We start from the raw sequence: 16,537 nt of genomic DNA on the forward strand, positions 1-16,537 counted from the left end.
GGCGCTGTGATTGGGCCTGCCCAGGGGTCCACCGCGCTTCTAGGGTCGTTGTCATGACGAACCCCCTCGTCCCGCCCGCGGGTCCCCGGCGCGTCCTCGCCCTGGCGCAGTTGGCCAACTCCGTAGGTGACGGCGCCTATTACGTGACCTCGGCGCTCTACTTCACGCACGTCGTCGGCCTCGCCCCCGCGCGCGTGGGGCTCGGGCTGACCCTCGCCTGGGCGGTCGGCTCCTTGGTGGGAGTGCCGCTGGGACGCCTCGCGGACCGGCGCGGGCCGCGCGGCACGGCCGTGCTGCTGGCGCTCGCCACCGGGCTCGCGGTGGCCTCGTTCCTCGTCGTACGCGGTTTCGTCCCCTTCGTCGCGGCGGCCTGCGCGTACGCCGCCGCGCAGTCGGGGCTGGCGGCGGCGCGGCAGGCGCTGCTCGCCGGCCTGGTCCCCGCCGGGGAGCGGACCGGGCTGCTCGCGCACCTCCAGTCGACGCTCAACGCCGGTCTGGCCGTGGGCGCGGGCCTCGGCGGACTCGCCCTGCACGCCGGGACACGGGCCGCGTATCTGGGGGTGTTCGCGCTGGACGCGGTGAGCTTCCTGCTCTGTGCGGCGCTGCTGCTGCGGCTGCCGTCCCCGCCGGCGGCCGGTGTGACCCGACGGCACGGGACCGGTGTCCTGCGCGACCGCCCCTACGTCCTCGTCACCCTGTTGAACACCGTGCTGCTGCTGCGGATGCCGCTGCTCAGTCTGGGCGTCCCGCTGTGGATCACGGAGCGGACCTCGGCGCCCGCCTGGCTGGTCTCCGCGCTGTTCGTCCTCAACACCGCCGTGGTGATGGTCTTCCAGGTGCGGATGGCCCGCGGTGTCACGGGTCTCGCCTCGGCCACGCGCGCGATCCGCCGCTCGGGGTTCGTCATGCTCGCGTCCTGCGCGGTGTTCGCCCTGTCGTCCGGCACCCCGCCGTGGGTCGCGGCCGGGATCCTCGTGGCGGGCGCGGTGCTCCAGGTCGTCGCCGAGATGCAGCAGTCGGCGGGCTCCTGGCAACTGGGGCTCGGCCTCGCCCCGGCCGACCGCGTGGGCGAGTACCAGGGATTCTTCGGCACCGGCGTCACGGTGGCCCGCACCATGGGCCCGCTGGTCCTGACGGCCCTGCTGGTGGGCTGGGGAACGCCGGGATGGCTGCTGCTCGGGGTCCTGATGCTGGGCGCGTCGTACGGGACGGGGCCGGCGGCGCGGTGGGCCGCCGCGCGTACGGCGGACGGGAACACGGGACGCGGCTGTGCGCGGGGCGGGGATTCCGGGACAGCCGTCGTCGCGGAGAACCGCCCGGTCAGACAGCCATCAAAGGCGCGTCTTCCCGCCACTTGAGAACCTTGTCGAAGCTGACCACCGCGCCGCCCCGCCCCGGCTCGTTGTCGAACCGGACGTGGTCGGCGAGCTCCTGGATCAGGCACAGCCCCCGCCCGTGCTCGGCGTCGGCGCGGGCCGGGCGGAGCGGCGGGCGGGCGCGTCCGGCGGGGAACCCCGGGCCGGAGTCGGCGACTTCGATGCGGCACTTCTCGCCGTCGAGGTAGGCGGTGACCCGGTAGGCCTCGGTGGCCGCGCCGTGCGCGGTGTCGCCGCCGTGCTCGACGGCGTTGGCGCAGGCCTCCGTGAGCGCGACGGAGAGGTCGTACGAGATGTCGGGGTCGACGCCCGCCGTCTCCATCGTGCCGAGCAACAGCCGTCTGGCGAGCGGAACGCTCGCAGCCTCGCGCCGCAGATGGAGTGACCACCAAATGCTCATGCTCCAGCCTCCAGGCCGCGGCTCGACATACCGTTACGTATTACCGCGAGTACCCGTGTGCAATCGCCCGGATGACGTGATGCCGCCCATACGGCGGATGCGTGCGCGTCAGGGAGGGTGTATGTGCGGACGCTTTCGGCCATATGGCCACATTCCATGCGACACCTCGCGCCACGTCACCTTGCGGACCTGCCGTGGGGCGCGGGGGTGGCCAGTGCGATGATGGGGCCGCCATGACTGCCCCCCACTCACGCAGGGCGCGCTCCGGACAAGAGCTCCGGATTCTGCGGGCCGCGGTGTTCGCCGCGGTCTGCGTCGTGCTGGCCGCGGCCGGTCATGGAATCGCCTCCTGTACGACCGTCCCGCTGTGGACTCTGGGCGCGGGCTTCCTCGGCGTCTTCGCCGTCGCCGCCCCCCTGGCGGGACGCGAGCGGGCGCTGCCGGGCATCGCGGCGGTGCTCGCCGTGGGACAGACAGCGCTGCACACGCTCTTCGGGCTCGGCGTGTCCGGATCCATGGCAACGGGCTCCGGCTCCATGACGATGACCGACGCGTCGCTCGTCCAGCGTGCCGCCCACATCGTGTGCGGCACGGCCGCGGCGGCGATCAGCCCCGCACAGGCCCAGAAGATCCTGGCCGACGCGGGGCTCGACACGGGCACGACGCAGTCCATGCCCATGTCGTCGATGCCGTCGATGCCGTCGATGCCGTCGATGTCCGGGCATCACCCCGCGGACGCCGTGTCGTCCGCCGCGGGCTCCTCGATGGGGTTGCTGCCCTCCCTGCCCATGCTGCTCGGCCATGTCCTCGCGGCCGTCGCCGCCGGATGGGTGCTGCGCCACGGTGACATGGCGCTGCTCCGGCTCATGCGGCTGTCCGCGCACGGGGTCGCGGAAGGCGCGCTCGTACGGTCGTTGCGCGCCGCGCTCGCGCTCGTACGCGCCCTGCGGGCGGGACTCCCGGGGACTTCCGGCGCGGCACCGCGCACTCCGCGCCGCGCGCCGCGCGCCGCGCGCAAGCCACGCACCATCGCCCTTCAGCACTCCGTCGTCCGGCGCGGACCGCCACGCTCCCCCGCTCTCGTCCTCGCTGCCTGACACGGCGCACCGCTTCACGATCACGAAGGGGCCGCGCCGTGCGGCACGCGCGCGTGCCCGACGACGCCTCGCACGGGGTGCCGCTCCGCGGCTGTCGGCACGCACACCCCCTTCCTCATCGGACTGAAAGTGGAGTGTCCTCTTCTATGAAGGCTTCCCGTATCGCCGCCGCCGGTGGCGTCGCCGCCTCGGCCGTTCTCGCCCTGTCCGTCCCCGCCTTCGCGCACGTCAGCGTCCAGCCGGAAGGCGCGGCCGCCAAGGGCGAGTACGCCGTCGTCGACTTCAAGGTCCCCAACGAACGTGACGACTCGGCGACCACCAAGGTCGAGGTGAACCTCCCCACCGACCACCCGCTCGCGTCCGTCATGCCGCAGCCGCTCGACGGCTGGTCCGTGAAGGTCACCAAGAGCAAGCTGGCCAAGCCGCTCACCCTGCACGGCGAGCAGATCTCCGAGGCCGTCTCCAAGGTGACCTGGACCGCCACCGGCAAGGGCATCGAGCCGGGCTTCTTCCAGAAGTTCCCGCTCTCCATCGGCCAGCTGCCCGAGGACGCCGACGAGTTGGTCTTCAAGGCGATCCAGACGTACGACAACAAGGAGGTCGTGCGCTGGATCGAACCGCAGAAGGAGGGTGCGGAGGAGCCCGAGAACCCGGCTCCGGTCCTCGCGCTCTCCGCCGCGTCCGCGGACGGCCACCACGGTTCCGCCGCCCAGGACGCCTCCGACACCTCCACCCCGGCCGCCAAGGACACCACCTCCGCCGCCTCACCCTCCGACACGGACACCACGGCCCGCGTCCTGGGCATCGTGGGCATCGTCGTCGGTGCGGCGGGCGTGGCGTACGGCGTCATGGCCGGCCGCCGGCGCGTCGACGCCTGAGGCCCACAGCACCCCTCCGTCGTGCACCGGCAGGTCGTACGCCCCCGTCAACGGCGTCGTACGACCCCGGTGCACACCGGAGCCCTCACATCTGGGACATTTTTCTATGCGCAAGAAGACGTATGCCACTGCCGCCCTGTTCGCCGCCGCCGCACTGACCCTTTCCGCCTGCGGCAGCGGTGACGACGGCAACAAGCCGATCGCCGACGTGTCCGCCGAGGCCGGATCGGAACGGGCCGCGACGGTCCTCGACCAGCCGTTCGAGAAGCCGGATCTCGTCCTCACCGACACCCACGGCAAGAAGTACGACTTCCTCGCGGAGACCAAGGGTCGCCCGACGCTGGTCTACTTCGGCTACACCCACTGCCCCGACGTCTGCCCCACGACGATGAGCAACCTCGCCGTCGCCAAGAAGCAGCTGCCGGAGGCCGAGCGGGACAAGCTCCGCGTCGTGTTCGTCACCACCGACCCGGGACGCGACACCCCCGCCGCGCTCGGCAAGTGGCTCAAGGGAATCGACCCCGCCTTCATCGGCCTGACCGGCGACTTCGCCACCGTCCAGGCCGGTGCCCGGATCCTCCACATCACCATCGAGCCGACCACGAAGGACAAGAACGGCAAGCTCGTCTCCGTGCACGGCACCCAGGTCATCGCGTTCTCACCGAAGACCGACGCGGGCTATGTGCTGTACAGCGAGGCCGCCACCGTCGACGACTACACCAAGGACCTTCCCAAGCTGATCAAGGGGGAGAACCCGTGAGGCGCTCCGTCGGAGCCGCGGCGGTCACGGCCGCGGCACTGGCGCTGACACTGGCGGGCTGCGGCTCGGACGACTCCGCGTCCTCCGCGTCCTCCAAGCCCGAACTGAAGGTCAGCGGGGTCTACATGCCCGCCCCCGTGACGGACACCATGGCGGCCGGGTTCTTCACCGTCACCAACTCCGGCGGCACCGACACGCTCACCTCGGTCACCAGTGACCTCTCCGACGACGTCACGCTGCACTCCACCAAGGGCGGCGCGATGGAGGAGGAGACGTCGTTCGCCATACCCGCGGACGGCACACTCGCCTTCGCGAGCGGCGGCAACCACATCATGTTCGAAAAGCTCACCCACAGACCCCGGGAGGGCGAGAAGGTGTCGCTGACGCTCCACTTCGCCAGGACCGGCACGGTGCAGGTCTCCATGCCGGTGAAGTCCGCGACATACAACCCGACGACCGGGCACTGAGGGAGGGATCACCGTGACGCAGACCACCGTTCCCCGCCGCACCGCCGTCCGTGGCTCGGCCCGCGGCGCCATCACCGCCGCTTTCCGCATACGGACACTGCTGCTGCTGTTCCTCGCCGTCACCGGCGCGGTCCTCGCCGGCGCCGCCCCCGTCTCCGCGCACGCCGCGCTGACCGGGAGCAACCCGCAGCAGGGAGCGGTGGTCACGCAGGCACCCGACCAGGTCTCGCTCACCTTCTCCGAGAAGGTGGCGATGTCCGACGGCGCCGTGCGCGTGCTCGACCCCAAGGGCAAGCGCGTCGACACCGGCAAGGCGTTCGAGACGGGCGGCACCACGTACGGCGTGAAGCTGCACGCGGGACTGCCCGACGGGACGTTCACCGTCACCTACCAGGTGGTCTCGGCCGACAGCCACCCCGTGTCGGGCGCGTTCACCTTCTCCATCGGCGCGCCTTCGCGGACCTCCGTGGCCCTGTCCGACACGGCGGTCGGCGGCGGAGTCGTCGGGACGCTCTACGGCATCGGACGCTATGTCTCGTACGCCGGTTTCATCCTTCTGGTCGGCGGCGCGGCCTTCGTGCTCGCCTGCTGGCAGCGGGGCGCCGGCGTCCGCGCGGTCCAGCGGCTCGTGGTCTCCGGGTGGCTCGCGCTGACCGGTGCCACGCTCGCGCTGCTGCTCCTGCGCGGCTCCTACGTCGGCTCCGGCAGGATCGGCGACATCTTCGACCTGTCGCTGCTCGCCGAAGTGCTGCAGACGAAGTCGGGCGCGGCACTGGTCTCGCGACTGCTGCTGCTCGCCGCGGCGGCGCTGTTCATCGCGGTGCTCTTCGGCGCGTACGCGGGGCGGGACGACGAGGCCGAAGGCATCGACGCAGGCATCGACGAAGACACGGCCCAGGACGCCACGGTCGACGGGGCCGGAGTATCGGGCGGCGGCAGCGCGGACGACGGCGCAGGCACCGACAGCGGCGCCGACACCGGCGATCGTGCCGACGGAGCCGGCCGTTCCGTGGGTGCCGGCCGCACCGAGGGTGCCGCGGGGGCCGAAAAGAGGGACCTCACCTTCGGGCTCGCGATCGGCGGCACCGTCGTCGCGGCGGGCCTGGCCGCGAGCTGGGCGATGGCCGAGCACGCCTCGACCGGCATCCAGGCGGGACTCGCGATGCCCGTCGACGTCCTGCACCTGCTGGCGGTCGCCGTCTGGCTGGGCGGGCTGTCGACGCTGCTCGTGGCCCTGTTCCGGGCGCCCGCCGGGGAACAGATCGAGGCGGCGGCCGTACGCCGCTTCTCCCGCGTCGCGTTCGGCGGCGTGACCGTGCTGGCCGCGACCGGCATCTACCAGTCGTGGCGCCAGGTCGGATCCTGGTCGGCGCTCACCGGCACCTCGTACGGACAGCTGCTGCTCGTCAAGGTCGCCCTGGTGGCGGTACTCGTCGGCATCGCCTGGATCTCACGCCGCTGGACGGCCCAGCTGTCCGAGGCGCCGACCGTGGTGGCCCGGCTGGTGGAGCAGCGCACCGCGGAGAAGGAGCCCGCCACGGTGGCCGCCGGCTCCGGGGACGCGCGCCGCGCCGCGCAACTGGCCCGGCAGCGGGCCGCAGTGGCCACCACGCGGGAGAAGCGCGTCCGCGACGCCGACCCGGTCCGTACGGGTCTGCGCCGCTCGGTGCTCGCCGAGGCGGGCGTCGCGATCGTCCTGCTGGCGGTGACGACCGTGCTGACGTCCACCGAGCCGGGGCGTACGGAGGAGGAGGCCAAGGGGGCCACCGCGGCCGCCTCCCAGCGGTCCGGGTCACTTTCCCTGAAGCTCCCGTTCGACACCGGCGGCGAGGACGGCAAGGGCACCGTGGAGGTCACCCTCGACCCGGCCCGTGTCGGCGGCAACGAGATGCACGTCTTCGTCGTCCGGCCTAACGGCAAGGCCTTCGACGTCCCCGAGGTCAAGGTCGCCTTCACCCTGGAGGCGAAGAAGATCGGCCCGCTGCCCGTGACCCCCGATCGCATCGCCACCGGCCACTGGTCGGCGATCGGTGTGCAGATTCCCATGGCGGGCGACTGGAAGATCGCGGTGACCGTGCGCACCTCGGACATCGACCAGGCGACCGTGAACAAGAACGCGAAGATCGGCTGAACCACACCATGGCTGACCAGTCCAAGGCCTCTGCCAAGGAGGGCACCCCCGCTCGGCGGGACATCGCTGAGGAATCCCCATCCCCTCAGTCCTCTCTCCAAGGGGGAAAGGGGGCCTTCTCCCGGCGCCGGCTGCTCGGCACCGCCGGTGCCGGCGGTCTCGCGCTGGGCGCGGCCGGCGGTGCCGCCGGATACGCGGTGGCGCCCGCGGCCGACCGGTCCGCGCCCCTGACCTCGCTGGGCGCGGACACGGTGATGTTTCACGGGAAACATCAGCCCGGCATCACCACGCCGCTACAGGCCCGTGGCCATCTCGTCGCCTTCGACCTGGCCCCCGGCGCGGGCCGCAAGGAGGCCGCCGCGCTGTTGCGCCGCTGGTCGACGACGGCCCGGCGGCTGATGGCGGGCGAGGCGGCGGCGCACGACGACACGGATGTCGCCCGTGACGCCGGGCCGTCGTCGCTGACGGTCACCTTCGGCTTCGGCCACAGCTTCTTCGCGCGCACGGGTCTGGAGAAGCAGCGTCCGGTCGCCCTCGACCCGCTGCCCGACTTCTCCTCCGACCATCTCGACAGGACCCGCAGCAACGGCGACCTGTGGGTGCAGATCGGTTCGGACGACGCCCTGGTCGCCTTCCACGCCCTGCGCGCGGTCCAGAAGGACGCGGGCGGCGCGGCCCGGGTGCGCTGGCAGATGAACGGCTTCAACCGCTCACCCGGAGCCACTTCCCGGCCCATGACGGCCCGCAATCTGATGGGCCAGATCGACGGCACGCGCAATCCGAAACCGTCCGAGCCCGACTTCGGCCGGCGCGTCTTCGTGCCCGCCTCCGGCGACCCGGCATGGATGGCCGACGGCTCGTACGCCGTCGTACGCCGGATCCGCATGCTCCTCGACGACTGGGAGAAGCTCTCCGTCGTGGCCCAGGAGAACGTCATCGGACGGAAGAAGGCGACCGGCGCGCCGCTGTCCGGGGGCTCCGAGACCACCGCGATGGACCTCGACAAGACCGACGCCGCCGGTGACCTGGTCGTCCCGATCAACGCGCACGCCCGCATCACCCGGCCCGACCAGAACGGTGGCGCCGCGCTGCTGCGCCGCCCGTTCTCCTTCCACGACGGCTTCGACCCGGACGGTGTGCCCGACGCGGGCCTGCTGTTCGTCTGCTGGCAGGCCGATCCGCTGCGTGGCTTCGTCCCGGTGCAGCGCAAGCTCGACCGGGGCGACGCCCTGTCCGCGTTCATCCGCCACGAGGCGAGCGGACTGTTCGCGGTGCCGGGCGGGGCGGCACCCGGGGAGTACGTGGGGCAGCGGCTGCTGGAGGACTGAGGGGCCTCCTTCGGGTGCTGTTTCCGCAGCCGCGAGCCGGGTCGCACCAGGCCCATTAGGGTGAGGTCATGCCAGCCAGCTATGCGTATCTCGGTCCTGAAGGCACCTTCACCGAAGTCGCCCTGCGCACTCTCCCGGAGACCGCCACCCGCGAGCTCGTCCCGATGGTGTCGGTCCCCGCCGCGCTGGACGCGGTGCGCAACGGCGAGGCGGAGGCCGCCTTCGTCCCGATCGAGAACTCGGTGGAGGGCGGCATCACCACGACCCTCGACGAACTGGTCGCGGGCAGGCCGCTGATGATCTACCGCGAGGTGCTGCTGTCGATCACCTTCGCCCTGCTGGTCAGGCCCGGCACCAAGCTGTCGGAGATCAAGACGGTGACCGCGCACCCCGCCGCGCAGCCGCAGGTGCGCAACTGGCTGAGGAACAACCTGCCGGAGGTCCTCTGGGAGTCCGCGGCCTCGAACGCGGACGGCGCGCGTCTCGTGCAGGAGGGCCGTTACGACGCCGCCTTCGCGGGTGAGTTCGCGGCGGCCAAATACGGCCTCGAGGCGCTGGAGACCGAGATCCACGACGCGGAGAACGCGCAGACGCGCTTCGTGCTGGTGGGCCGGCCGGCCCGGCCCGCGGCGCCGACCGGAGCGGACAAGACGTCGGTGGTCATCTGGCAGCGCGACGACCATCCGGGTGCGCTCCTCGAACTGCTCCAGGAGTTCGCGGTGCGCGGGGTCAACCTGATGCTGCTGCAGTCCCGGCCGACCGGGGAGGGCATCGGCAATTACTGCTTCGCCATCGACGCCGAGGGGCACATCTCGGACCGCCGGGTGGGCGAGGCGCTCATGGGGCTCAAGCGGGTCTGCCCGGAGGTCCGTTTCCTCGGTTCGTACCCGCGTGCGGAAGTCGACCCCAAGGATGTGCGCGCGCCCCGGGCGGGCACGTCGGACGGCGAGTTCTCCGCCGCGTCGGACTGGCTGGCGCGTTGCCAGGACGGCCGGTTCTAAGCCGCTCGCCGGGCCATCGGCACCACCCTTCCCGGCCAGTCCTACCTGCAGATTTTCGTCATCCACAGATGTTATCCACAGGCGTGCTTCTCGACCTGGGGACAAGTCGACAACGAAGCACTACATCGTCGACAAATCGGCCTACAGGCCCCCACTTCGTCCACAGACCCTCACGTCACCCCTCGTCCACTCTTTTCCCTTGATCAATCCTTTGGAGCGAAGCATTTCCACTCGAACGTGGGTGTAGAGGTGGTTTGACCCGGGAATTCTCTGCCCGGCATGCGGCTTTCGGAACGATCAACTCCGCAGTCCACAGATCTTCCACACAGCCTGTGGATAACTTTGCGAAGGAGGGTCGCCTGTGGACAACCCCTTCTCAAATCCCAGCCCCCGCAGGGGAGTCCGGTCAACCGGCGCGCTGCCGTCTGCCCCGTTTCAGGGAGTAGGGTCCCTTTTATTGACGACAATGGATGATCAAGGGATTCGGTCCGGCATTTCACTCATAACGTGACACACGTAACGGAGTGGAATATCGAGTCGATGGCCGGAAGCGCGCACCGGTAGCCTTGTGGGGTGATTGACCTTCGCCTGCTCCGTGAGGACCCCGACCGTGTGCGTGCGTCGCAGCGCGCCCGTGGAGAGGACGTCGCACTCGTCGACTCCCTCCTCTCCGCCGACGAGCGGCGCAGGTCGTCCGGCGTCCGCTTCGACGAACTCCGTTCCGAGCAGAAGGCGCTCGGCAAGCTGATCCCCAAGGCCTCCGGCGACGAGAAGGCCGAGCTGCTGAAGAAGGCCGGCGAACTCGCCGCCGCGGTCAAGGCCGCCGACGCCGAGCAGCACGAGACGGACGAGGAGACCAAACGGCTCCTCCTCCAGCTCGGCAACCTGGTCCACCCGGACGTCCCGGTCGGCGGCGAGGAGGACTTCGTCGTCCTCGAGACGCACGGCACGATCCGCGACTTCGGCGCCGAGGGCTTCGAGCCCAAGGACCACCTGGAGCTCGGCGAGGCGCTCGGCGCCATCGACGTGGAGCGGGGCGCCAAGGTGTCCGGCTCCCGCTTCTACTACCTGACGGGCGTCGGCGCCCTCCTGGAGCTCGCTCTCGTCAACGCGGCGATCGCGCAGGCCACCGAGGCCGGCTTCGTCCCGATGCTGACCCCGGCGCTGGTCCGCCCGCGCGCCATGGAGGGCACCGGCTTCCTCGGCCAGGCCGCGGAGAACGTGTACCACCTGGAGAAGGACGACTACTACCTGGTCGGCACCTCCGAGGTCCCGCTCGCGGCGTACCACATGGACGAGATCCTCGACGCCGACCAACTGCCCATGCGCTACGCCGGCTTCTCGCCGTGCTTCCGCCGCGAGGCCGGCACCTACGGCAAGGACACCCGCGGCATCTTCCGCGTGCACCAGTTCGACAAGGTAGAGATGTTCTCCTACGTGGCCCCCGAGGACGCGGAGAACGAGCACCAGCGGCTCCTGGAGTGGGAGAAGCAGTGGCTGACCGGCCTCGAACTGCCCTTCCAGGTGATCGACGTCGCCTCGGGCGACCTCGGCTCCTCCGCCTCCCGCAAGTTCGACTGCGAGGCGTGGATCCCGACCCAGGGCAAGTACCGCGAGCTGACCTCGGCCTCGAACTGCGACGGCTTCCAGGCCCGCCGGCTGTCCGTCCGCATGCGCGACGGCAAGAAGGTGCAGCCGCTCTCCACGCTGAACGGCACCCTGTGCGCCGTACCGCGCACGATCGTGGCGATCCTGGAGAACCACCAGCTGTCCGACGGCTCCGTGCGGGTGCCCGAGGTGCTGCGCCCCTACCTGGGCGGCCGTGAGGTCCTGGAGCCGATCTCCAAGTGACCGGCACCACTGGAGCGACCGGGTCCGCCGGGGCGTTCCCCTACCAGCTCGTCGCGACCGACCTCGACGGGACGCTGCTGCGCTCCGACGGGACGGTCTCGGCGCGGACGCGTGAGGCGCTCGCCGCGGCCACCGCGGCGGGCGCGGCCCACATCGTCGTCACCGGGCGCGCGGTGCCCTGGACCCGGCACATCCTCGACGACCTCGGCTACGAGGGGCTCGCGGTGTGCGGTCAGGGGGCGCAGGTCTACCACGCGGGGGAGCACCGGCTGCTGACCTCGGTGACGCTGGACCGGCAGCTGGCCGGTCTGGCGCTCGCCAAGATCGAGGCGGAGGTCGGCCCCCTGCTGCTCGCGGCGAGTCGTGACGGGCTCGACGGCGAGGTGCTGGTCGGCCCCGGCTACCGGACGCAGGACGGCCCGCTCCCGGTCGTGCCGATCAAGGACGCGGCGGACCTCTGGTCGGCTCCGCTGAACAAGGTGTACGTCCAGCACCCGACGCTCTCCGACGACGCGCTCGCCGCGGTGGCCACGCAGGTCGCCGGTGGCCTGGTCGGCGTCACGATGGCGGGCGCGGGCATCGTGGAACTTCTCCCCCTCGGCCTCTCCAAGGCCACGGGGCTGTCCCTCGCCGCCCGGCGCCTGGGCGTGCGGGCCGCGGACACCATCGCCTTCGGTGACATGCCCAACGACATCCCGATGTTCGCCTGGGCGGCGCGCGGGGTGGCGATGGCGGGCGCCCACGAGGAACTCAAGGCGGTCGCCGACGAGGTGACGTCCTCGAACGACGAGGACGGCATCGCGGTGGTGCTGGAACGGTTGCTGGGTTAGGGCGTGTCGCGAGGCAGGCGGGACTTTCGCAACACGCCCTAGGTCGTCCGGGCCGGGATCGTCGGACCCGGCCCGCAGGGCCCGCAGTTCACAAGCCCGGTCACGGTGTCTCGCGGAGGATGCGCGGATCGAACGCGCGCGGGGTTTCCAGCCCCGACCACGGCTTAGCAAGCCGGTGCCTTTCCACTCGGCCAATCCTCCGGGTGGGCGGCCCGCGCGAGATGCGCGCTCGAAGCGGCCGCCCCGGGCAGCCCCCCGTGCGGAGCGGGTTCGACGGAGAGGTGGCTACTCCGGAACCCGCCGCGGGCTGCCCTGTCGGGAGCTCGACGAACTGCTCCTGATGAACATCGTCGCGCTCCTCTCCCAGAATGCGGCGCCGGCCGGGTGCGGCGGCGTGGACACAACTACTGTGCCCGTACGCCGCTTTGGGCGCCACTGATTAAGACCGTGCGGCGGCCGAGGGTGGCAACGGTCGAAGGCCTCGGCCGGAAGCCGTGGCTACTTGCGGCGCCACCTGCGACGGCGGGCCTTGCTGAAGAACCACCCCGCGGGCGGCTCGTCCGAGCGCCAGGGCTGTGGATCCGGTCCCCCCTCGCGCCAGCGGGCGGCGAGCATACGGGAGCGGGCCGACGGCTCGGCCGTCTCCGCGGACCGTATGAAGTCCTCGTCGAGTACGACGTCGTCCCAGAGGTCCCCGGACCCCCGCGGTCCCTCACCCCGCTGTCCTTCGCCCCGCTCTCCCTCACCCTGCGGTTCCGCCATCCCCGTTCCTCCTGGCCGCGCGTTCCCTTGTGCCCAGTGTGCCCGGACAGATGTGAAGCGGATGTCAAGAAAACGGGGCTCCACGCGCGCGTGGAGCCCCGGCTCACTCCTCGCCGGCCAGCGTCAGCGACCGCAGCCGCTGTCCGGCGTACCAGGTGGCGAGGACGGTGACGGCGGCCAGCAGCACCGTCGCCGTGGTCAGTCCGACGTCCGAGGTGACGAGGTCCCCGCCGGTGACCTTGTGGGCCACAGCGAGCGCCCACTGCTGGACGCTGAGCGTGCGCGCGCCGGACACCAGCGACCCGAAGAGGGCCTCCCAGACCAGCGCGTAGACGAGGCCGAAGACGACCGCGTGCCGCGTCACCGTTCCCAGCAGCAGGAACAGCGCCGCGTACGCGATCGAGGCGACCAGCGCGGCCACGGTGTAGGCGACGGCGATCTGCTGGCCGTTGCCGTTCAGGATCATGCCGGCGATGAAGGTGGGCACCGCCGAGAACGCCATGGTGACGGCGACCGCGACGATCAGCTTGGTGAAGATGATCGTCGACCGCTTGAGGGGCTTGGCCAGCAGGTACACCACCGAGCCGTCGTCGATCTCGGGCCCGATCGCGCCCGTTCCCGCGATGACCCCGATGATCGGGACCATGGTGGCCAGCCCGAACCCGCCCAGCAGGTCCGAGGCCACCTGGTCGTCGGCTCCGGAGAAGCTGCGTACGGCCGCCGAGATCACGATGAGCAGGGCGGGCAGCACGCAGAGGATGAGGGCCCGACGGCGGCCGAGCAGGCCCCGGTAGGTGAGTCGGGCGACTGTGGGGTCGTACATGTGGGGCCTCCTACGCCGCGACGAGATACGAGAAGACGGACTCGAGGGACTCGTCGGACGGCGAGACCGTGAGCAGTCGGATGCCGTGTTCGCGTGCGACGCGCGGCAGCAGGGTGGTGAACCGGCCGAAGTCGACCGCCTGGACGCGCAGCGCGCCCTCGGCGAGGTCCACCTCGATGCCCGATGTCGACGGGTCGGCGATCAGCGCGGCGGCCAGCGTCCGGTCGTCGCTGGAGCGGACGAGGTAGCGGTGCGGGCGGTCGGTCATCAGCCGGCGGATGCGCCGGAAGTCGCCGCTCGCCGCGTGCCGGCCGGCGACGATCACCTCGATGTGGGCGGCGAGCTGCTCGACCTCTTCGAGGATGTGGGACGAGAACAGCACCGTGCGGCCCTCGTCTCCCATGCGGCGCAGCAGGTCCATGAGCTGCATGCGCTGGCGCGGGTCCATGCCGTTGAAGGGCTCGTCGAGCAGCAGCAGGGACGGTTCGTGGACGAGGGCGGAGGCCATCTTCACGCGCTGCCGCATGCCCTTGGAGTACGTCGAGATCTTGCGGTCCTGCGCGTACTCCATCTCGACGGTCGCGAGGGCCCGTTGGGCGGCCTTCGCGCCGAGTCCGTGGAGTTCGGCGTTGGCGACGACGAACTCGCGGCCGGTGAGGAAGTCGTACATCGCCTCGCGCTCGGGGACGATGCCGATGTGCTTGTAGATCTCCTCGTTGCGCCAGACCTGTCGGCCGTCGAGGGTGACGGTGCCCGTGGAGGGGGCGAGGAAGCCGCCCATCATGTTGATGAGGGTGGACTTCCCGGCGCCGTTCGGGCCGAGCAGGCCGGTGACGCCGGGGCCGATCGTCATCGTGATGTCGTTGACCGCCACCACGTTGCCGAACCAGCGGGAGACGTGGTCGATGTTGAGCGTGGTCACAGCCCGACCTTTCGGTAGCGGCGCATCAGGAGGCCGTAGCAGCCGGCGATGAGGCCCAGGACGACGACGAGGTAGACGACACCCTGGCCGGCCGAGGGGCCCTCCCCGCCGGGGAAGGCGGAGGTGGCGCCTAGGAAGGCCGTCTGCACACCGTCGATGAGGGTGATCGGCGAGAAGAGACCGAGCCACGGGACCGCTCCCGTGCTGGACTGGTTGAAGGCGATCGCCTGGACGGTGGAGACCGCCCCGTAGGAGATGGTCAGGGCGGCGATGACGGCCGCGATGCCGAAGCCGCGGCGCGGGGTGATCGCCGAGATGACCAGGCCGATGCCGGCGAAGAGCACCGAGAGCAGTGCGACCGAGACGAGTCCCTGTCCGAAGCCCTTGGACTGGTCGGCGAAGTCGAGCTTCGCCAGCAGCGCCCCTACGTAGAGCACGATCAGCGGCGCGGCGGTGAGCACGAACAGCGCCGAGGCGAGCGCCGCGTACTTGGCGCGTACGTAGTCGACGGTCTCGATGGGACGCGAGAAGTACAGCGGTACGGTCTTGAAGCGCAGGTCGCGCGAGACGGACTGCGGTCCCTGGGAGGCGACGTACAGGCCGATGACGGCCTGCATGATGATCGCGTAGCGGGTGTAGTCGACGGGCAGGTCCTTCGCCTTGGTGGCGACCGCGACCGCCACCATGATGAGCGCGGGCACGCACATCACCACGAAGAGCAGCATCGGCAGCACCTTGGACTTGACCGAGCGACCGAGTCCGTAGGAGCCGCGCAGCGACTGCGAGTACAGGGAGCGGCGGGCGTACGCGCGGCCCAGGCGGGGGCCGTCGTAGTGGCGGTAGCCGATGTTGTGGATCCGGGTCTGCTCGCCGTTCTGGGCGAGGGGCTGCTCAACCGCCATGGCCGACCGCCTCCTTCCGCTGCTCGTCGCTTTCCGCGCCGTTGTCCTTGAAGACCTCGGCGATGTGGTGCCTGCGCTGCTCCATGCGGACCAGGCCGAGGCCGAGGTCGGCGACGACGTCGCGGACGAGGTCGTAGGTGTCCTCCCCCTCGGCGGTCAGCAGCAGGACGTGTCCCGCGCCGGGCAGCCCGCTGCCGTCGTGCGTCTCCACCCCGCGCGCCCGGAGCACGTCGCGCACCGCGCGGGTGCCGTCCGGGTGCTCGTCGGTGTCGGTGACCTCGATGGCGAGGGTCGTCGTGTTCTGGGTGAAGTCCGTGGTGGAGCTGGACCGCAGCAGCTTGCCGCCGTCGACGACCACGACGTGGTCGCAGGTCCGCTCCAGTTCGCCCAGCAGGTGGGAGGTGACCAGGACCGAGATCCCGAAGTCGGTGTGGATACGGCGGATCAGACCGAGCATCTCGTCGCGGCCGACCGGGTCGAGGCCGTTGGTCGGCTCGTCGAGGAAGACCAGCTGGGGGTCGTGGACGAGGGCCTGCGCGAGCTTGACGCGCTGCTTCATGCCCGTCGAGTAGCCACCGATGGGGCGGTAGCGCTCCTCGTAGAGGCCGACATGGCGCAGGGTGTCCGCGGTGCGTTCGCGGGCGGCAGCGGGCGGGAGCCCGGACATGCGCGCCATGTGCACGACGAACTCGGTGGCCGAGACGTCGGGGGGCAGGCAGTCGTGCTCCGGCATGTACCCGACCCGCTCACGGATGGCGCCGCCCTCGGTGGCGACGTCGAGGCCGAGCACCCGGGCGCGGCCCTCGGTGGCGGGGGAGAGACCCAGGAGGATCTTGATCAGTGTGGACTTGCCGGCTCCGTTGGCTCCGACGAGTCCGGTCACACCGGGTCCGACGTCCACGGAGAGCCGGTCAAGAGCGGTCACCCGTGGGTACCGCTTGCTCAGGCTTTCGGTCGCGATCACAGTCACGTTGTCGAAGGTAGTGGCGCACACCACAGGGGTCGTCAA

General features: G+C 71.0%; 16 protein-coding genes and 1 tRNA gene. 10 read left to right on the forward strand and 7 right to left on the reverse strand.

What is annotated here, in order from left to right; translation table 11 throughout:
* Window positions 1-53 precede the first annotated feature (53 nt).
* On the forward strand, window positions 54-1,358 hold the full coding sequence (locus tag HEP85_RS20185; RefSeq protein ID WP_369657778.1) for an MFS transporter: 1,305 nt from the start codon (window positions 54-56) through the stop codon (window positions 1,356-1,358).
* Here HEP85_RS20185 and HEP85_RS20190 read toward each other — a convergent pair.
* Entirely contained in the window at window positions 1,321-1,776 is a 456-nt protein-coding gene (locus HEP85_RS20190) for an ATP-binding protein (RefSeq protein WP_168528969.1), read from the reverse strand. The genes HEP85_RS20185 and HEP85_RS20190 overlap by 38 nt on opposite strands.
* 233 nt (window positions 1,777-2,009) lie before the next feature.
* On the opposite strand from HEP85_RS20190, the gene HEP85_RS20195 reads away from it, so the two are divergent.
* The 9 genes from HEP85_RS20195 to HEP85_RS20235 all read left to right on the forward strand — a co-directional run bounded on the left by HEP85_RS20195 (window position 2,010) and on the right by HEP85_RS20235 (window position 12,119).
* Entirely contained in the window at window positions 2,010-2,873 is an 864-nt protein-coding gene (locus tag HEP85_RS20195) for a hypothetical protein (protein WP_168528970.1), read from the forward strand.
* A 146-nt stretch (window positions 2,874-3,019) separates the two neighbouring features.
* Window positions 3,020-3,751 carry a YcnI family protein gene (locus tag HEP85_RS20200; protein WP_329288944.1) on the forward strand — a complete coding sequence of 244 codons (732 nt, stop codon included), beginning with the start codon at window positions 3,020-3,022 and terminating at the stop codon, window positions 3,749-3,751.
* A 106-nt stretch (window positions 3,752-3,857) separates the two neighbouring features.
* On the forward strand, window positions 3,858-4,511 hold the full coding sequence (locus HEP85_RS20205) for an SCO family protein (protein WP_168528972.1): 654 nt from the start codon (window positions 3,858-3,860) through the stop codon (window positions 4,509-4,511).
* A complete protein-coding gene (locus tag HEP85_RS20210; RefSeq protein WP_168528973.1) occupies window positions 4,508-4,978 on the forward strand; it encodes a copper chaperone PCu(A)C in 471 nt (156 codons plus the stop codon). Before HEP85_RS20205 ends, HEP85_RS20210 begins: the two co-directional genes overlap by 4 nt.
* Before the next feature lie 88 nt (window positions 4,979-5,066).
* Window positions 5,067-7,109 (forward strand): copper resistance protein CopC, encoded by a 2,043-nt coding sequence (locus tag HEP85_RS20215; RefSeq protein WP_356011517.1) that lies wholly within the window; start codon window positions 5,067-5,069, stop codon window positions 7,107-7,109.
* Between the two features lie 8 nt (window positions 7,110-7,117).
* Window positions 7,118-8,437, forward strand: a complete 1,320-nt coding sequence (gene efeB, locus HEP85_RS20220) for an iron uptake transporter deferrochelatase/peroxidase subunit (RefSeq protein WP_168528974.1) — start codon at window positions 7,118-7,120, stop codon at window positions 8,435-8,437.
* A gap of 68 nt (window positions 8,438-8,505) precedes the next feature.
* Complete coding sequence (gene pheA / locus HEP85_RS20225) at window positions 8,506-9,438, forward strand: prephenate dehydratase (protein ID WP_329288949.1); 933 nt, start codon at window positions 8,506-8,508, stop codon at window positions 9,436-9,438.
* Window positions 9,439-10,011: 573 nt separating this feature from the next.
* The gene (gene serS, locus HEP85_RS20230) at window positions 10,012-11,289 is read left to right on the forward strand and encodes a serine--tRNA ligase (RefSeq protein WP_168528975.1); all 1,278 of its coding nucleotides are present in this window, start codon (window positions 10,012-10,014) and stop codon (window positions 11,287-11,289) included.
* Window positions 11,286-12,119, forward strand: a complete 834-nt coding sequence (locus HEP85_RS20235) for an HAD family hydrolase (RefSeq protein ID WP_168528976.1) — start codon at window positions 11,286-11,288, stop codon at window positions 12,117-12,119. Before serS ends, HEP85_RS20235 begins: the two co-directional genes overlap by 4 nt.
* 113 nt (window positions 12,120-12,232) lie before the next feature.
* Here the strand turns inward: HEP85_RS20235 and HEP85_RS20240 are convergent.
* From HEP85_RS20240 to HEP85_RS20265, 6 genes are all read right to left on the reverse strand, one after another.
* Window positions 12,233-12,320 (reverse strand) — tRNA-Ser (locus HEP85_RS20240).
* A 297-nt stretch (window positions 12,321-12,617) separates the two neighbouring features.
* A complete protein-coding gene (locus tag HEP85_RS20245; RefSeq protein ID WP_168533823.1) occupies window positions 12,618-12,881 on the reverse strand; it encodes a hypothetical protein in 264 nt (87 codons plus the stop codon).
* A gap of 103 nt (window positions 12,882-12,984) precedes the next feature.
* The gene (locus tag HEP85_RS20250; RefSeq protein WP_329288952.1) at window positions 12,985-13,704 is read right to left on the reverse strand and encodes an ABC transporter permease; all 720 of its coding nucleotides are present in this window, start codon (window positions 13,702-13,704) and stop codon (window positions 12,985-12,987) included.
* Between the two features lie 10 nt (window positions 13,705-13,714).
* A complete protein-coding gene (locus HEP85_RS20255) occupies window positions 13,715-14,626 on the reverse strand; it encodes an ABC transporter ATP-binding protein (RefSeq protein WP_168528977.1) in 912 nt (303 codons plus the stop codon).
* Window positions 14,623-15,528, reverse strand: coding sequence for an ABC transporter permease (locus tag HEP85_RS20260; RefSeq protein ID WP_168528978.1), 906 nt, complete (start codon window positions 15,526-15,528; stop codon window positions 14,623-14,625). The genes HEP85_RS20255 and HEP85_RS20260 overlap by 4 nt, the downstream gene beginning before the upstream one ends.
* Window positions 15,518-16,492 carry an ABC transporter ATP-binding protein gene (locus HEP85_RS20265; RefSeq protein WP_168533825.1) on the reverse strand — a complete coding sequence of 325 codons (975 nt, stop codon included), beginning with the start codon at window positions 16,490-16,492 and terminating at the stop codon, window positions 15,518-15,520. Before HEP85_RS20265 ends, HEP85_RS20260 begins: the two co-directional genes overlap by 11 nt.
* Window positions 16,493-16,537: the final 45 nt, after the last annotated feature.

Source organism: Streptomyces sp. RPA4-2, assembly GCF_012273515.2.
Taxonomy (GTDB): Bacteria; Actinomycetota; Actinomycetes; order Streptomycetales; family Streptomycetaceae; genus Streptomyces; species Streptomyces kaempferi.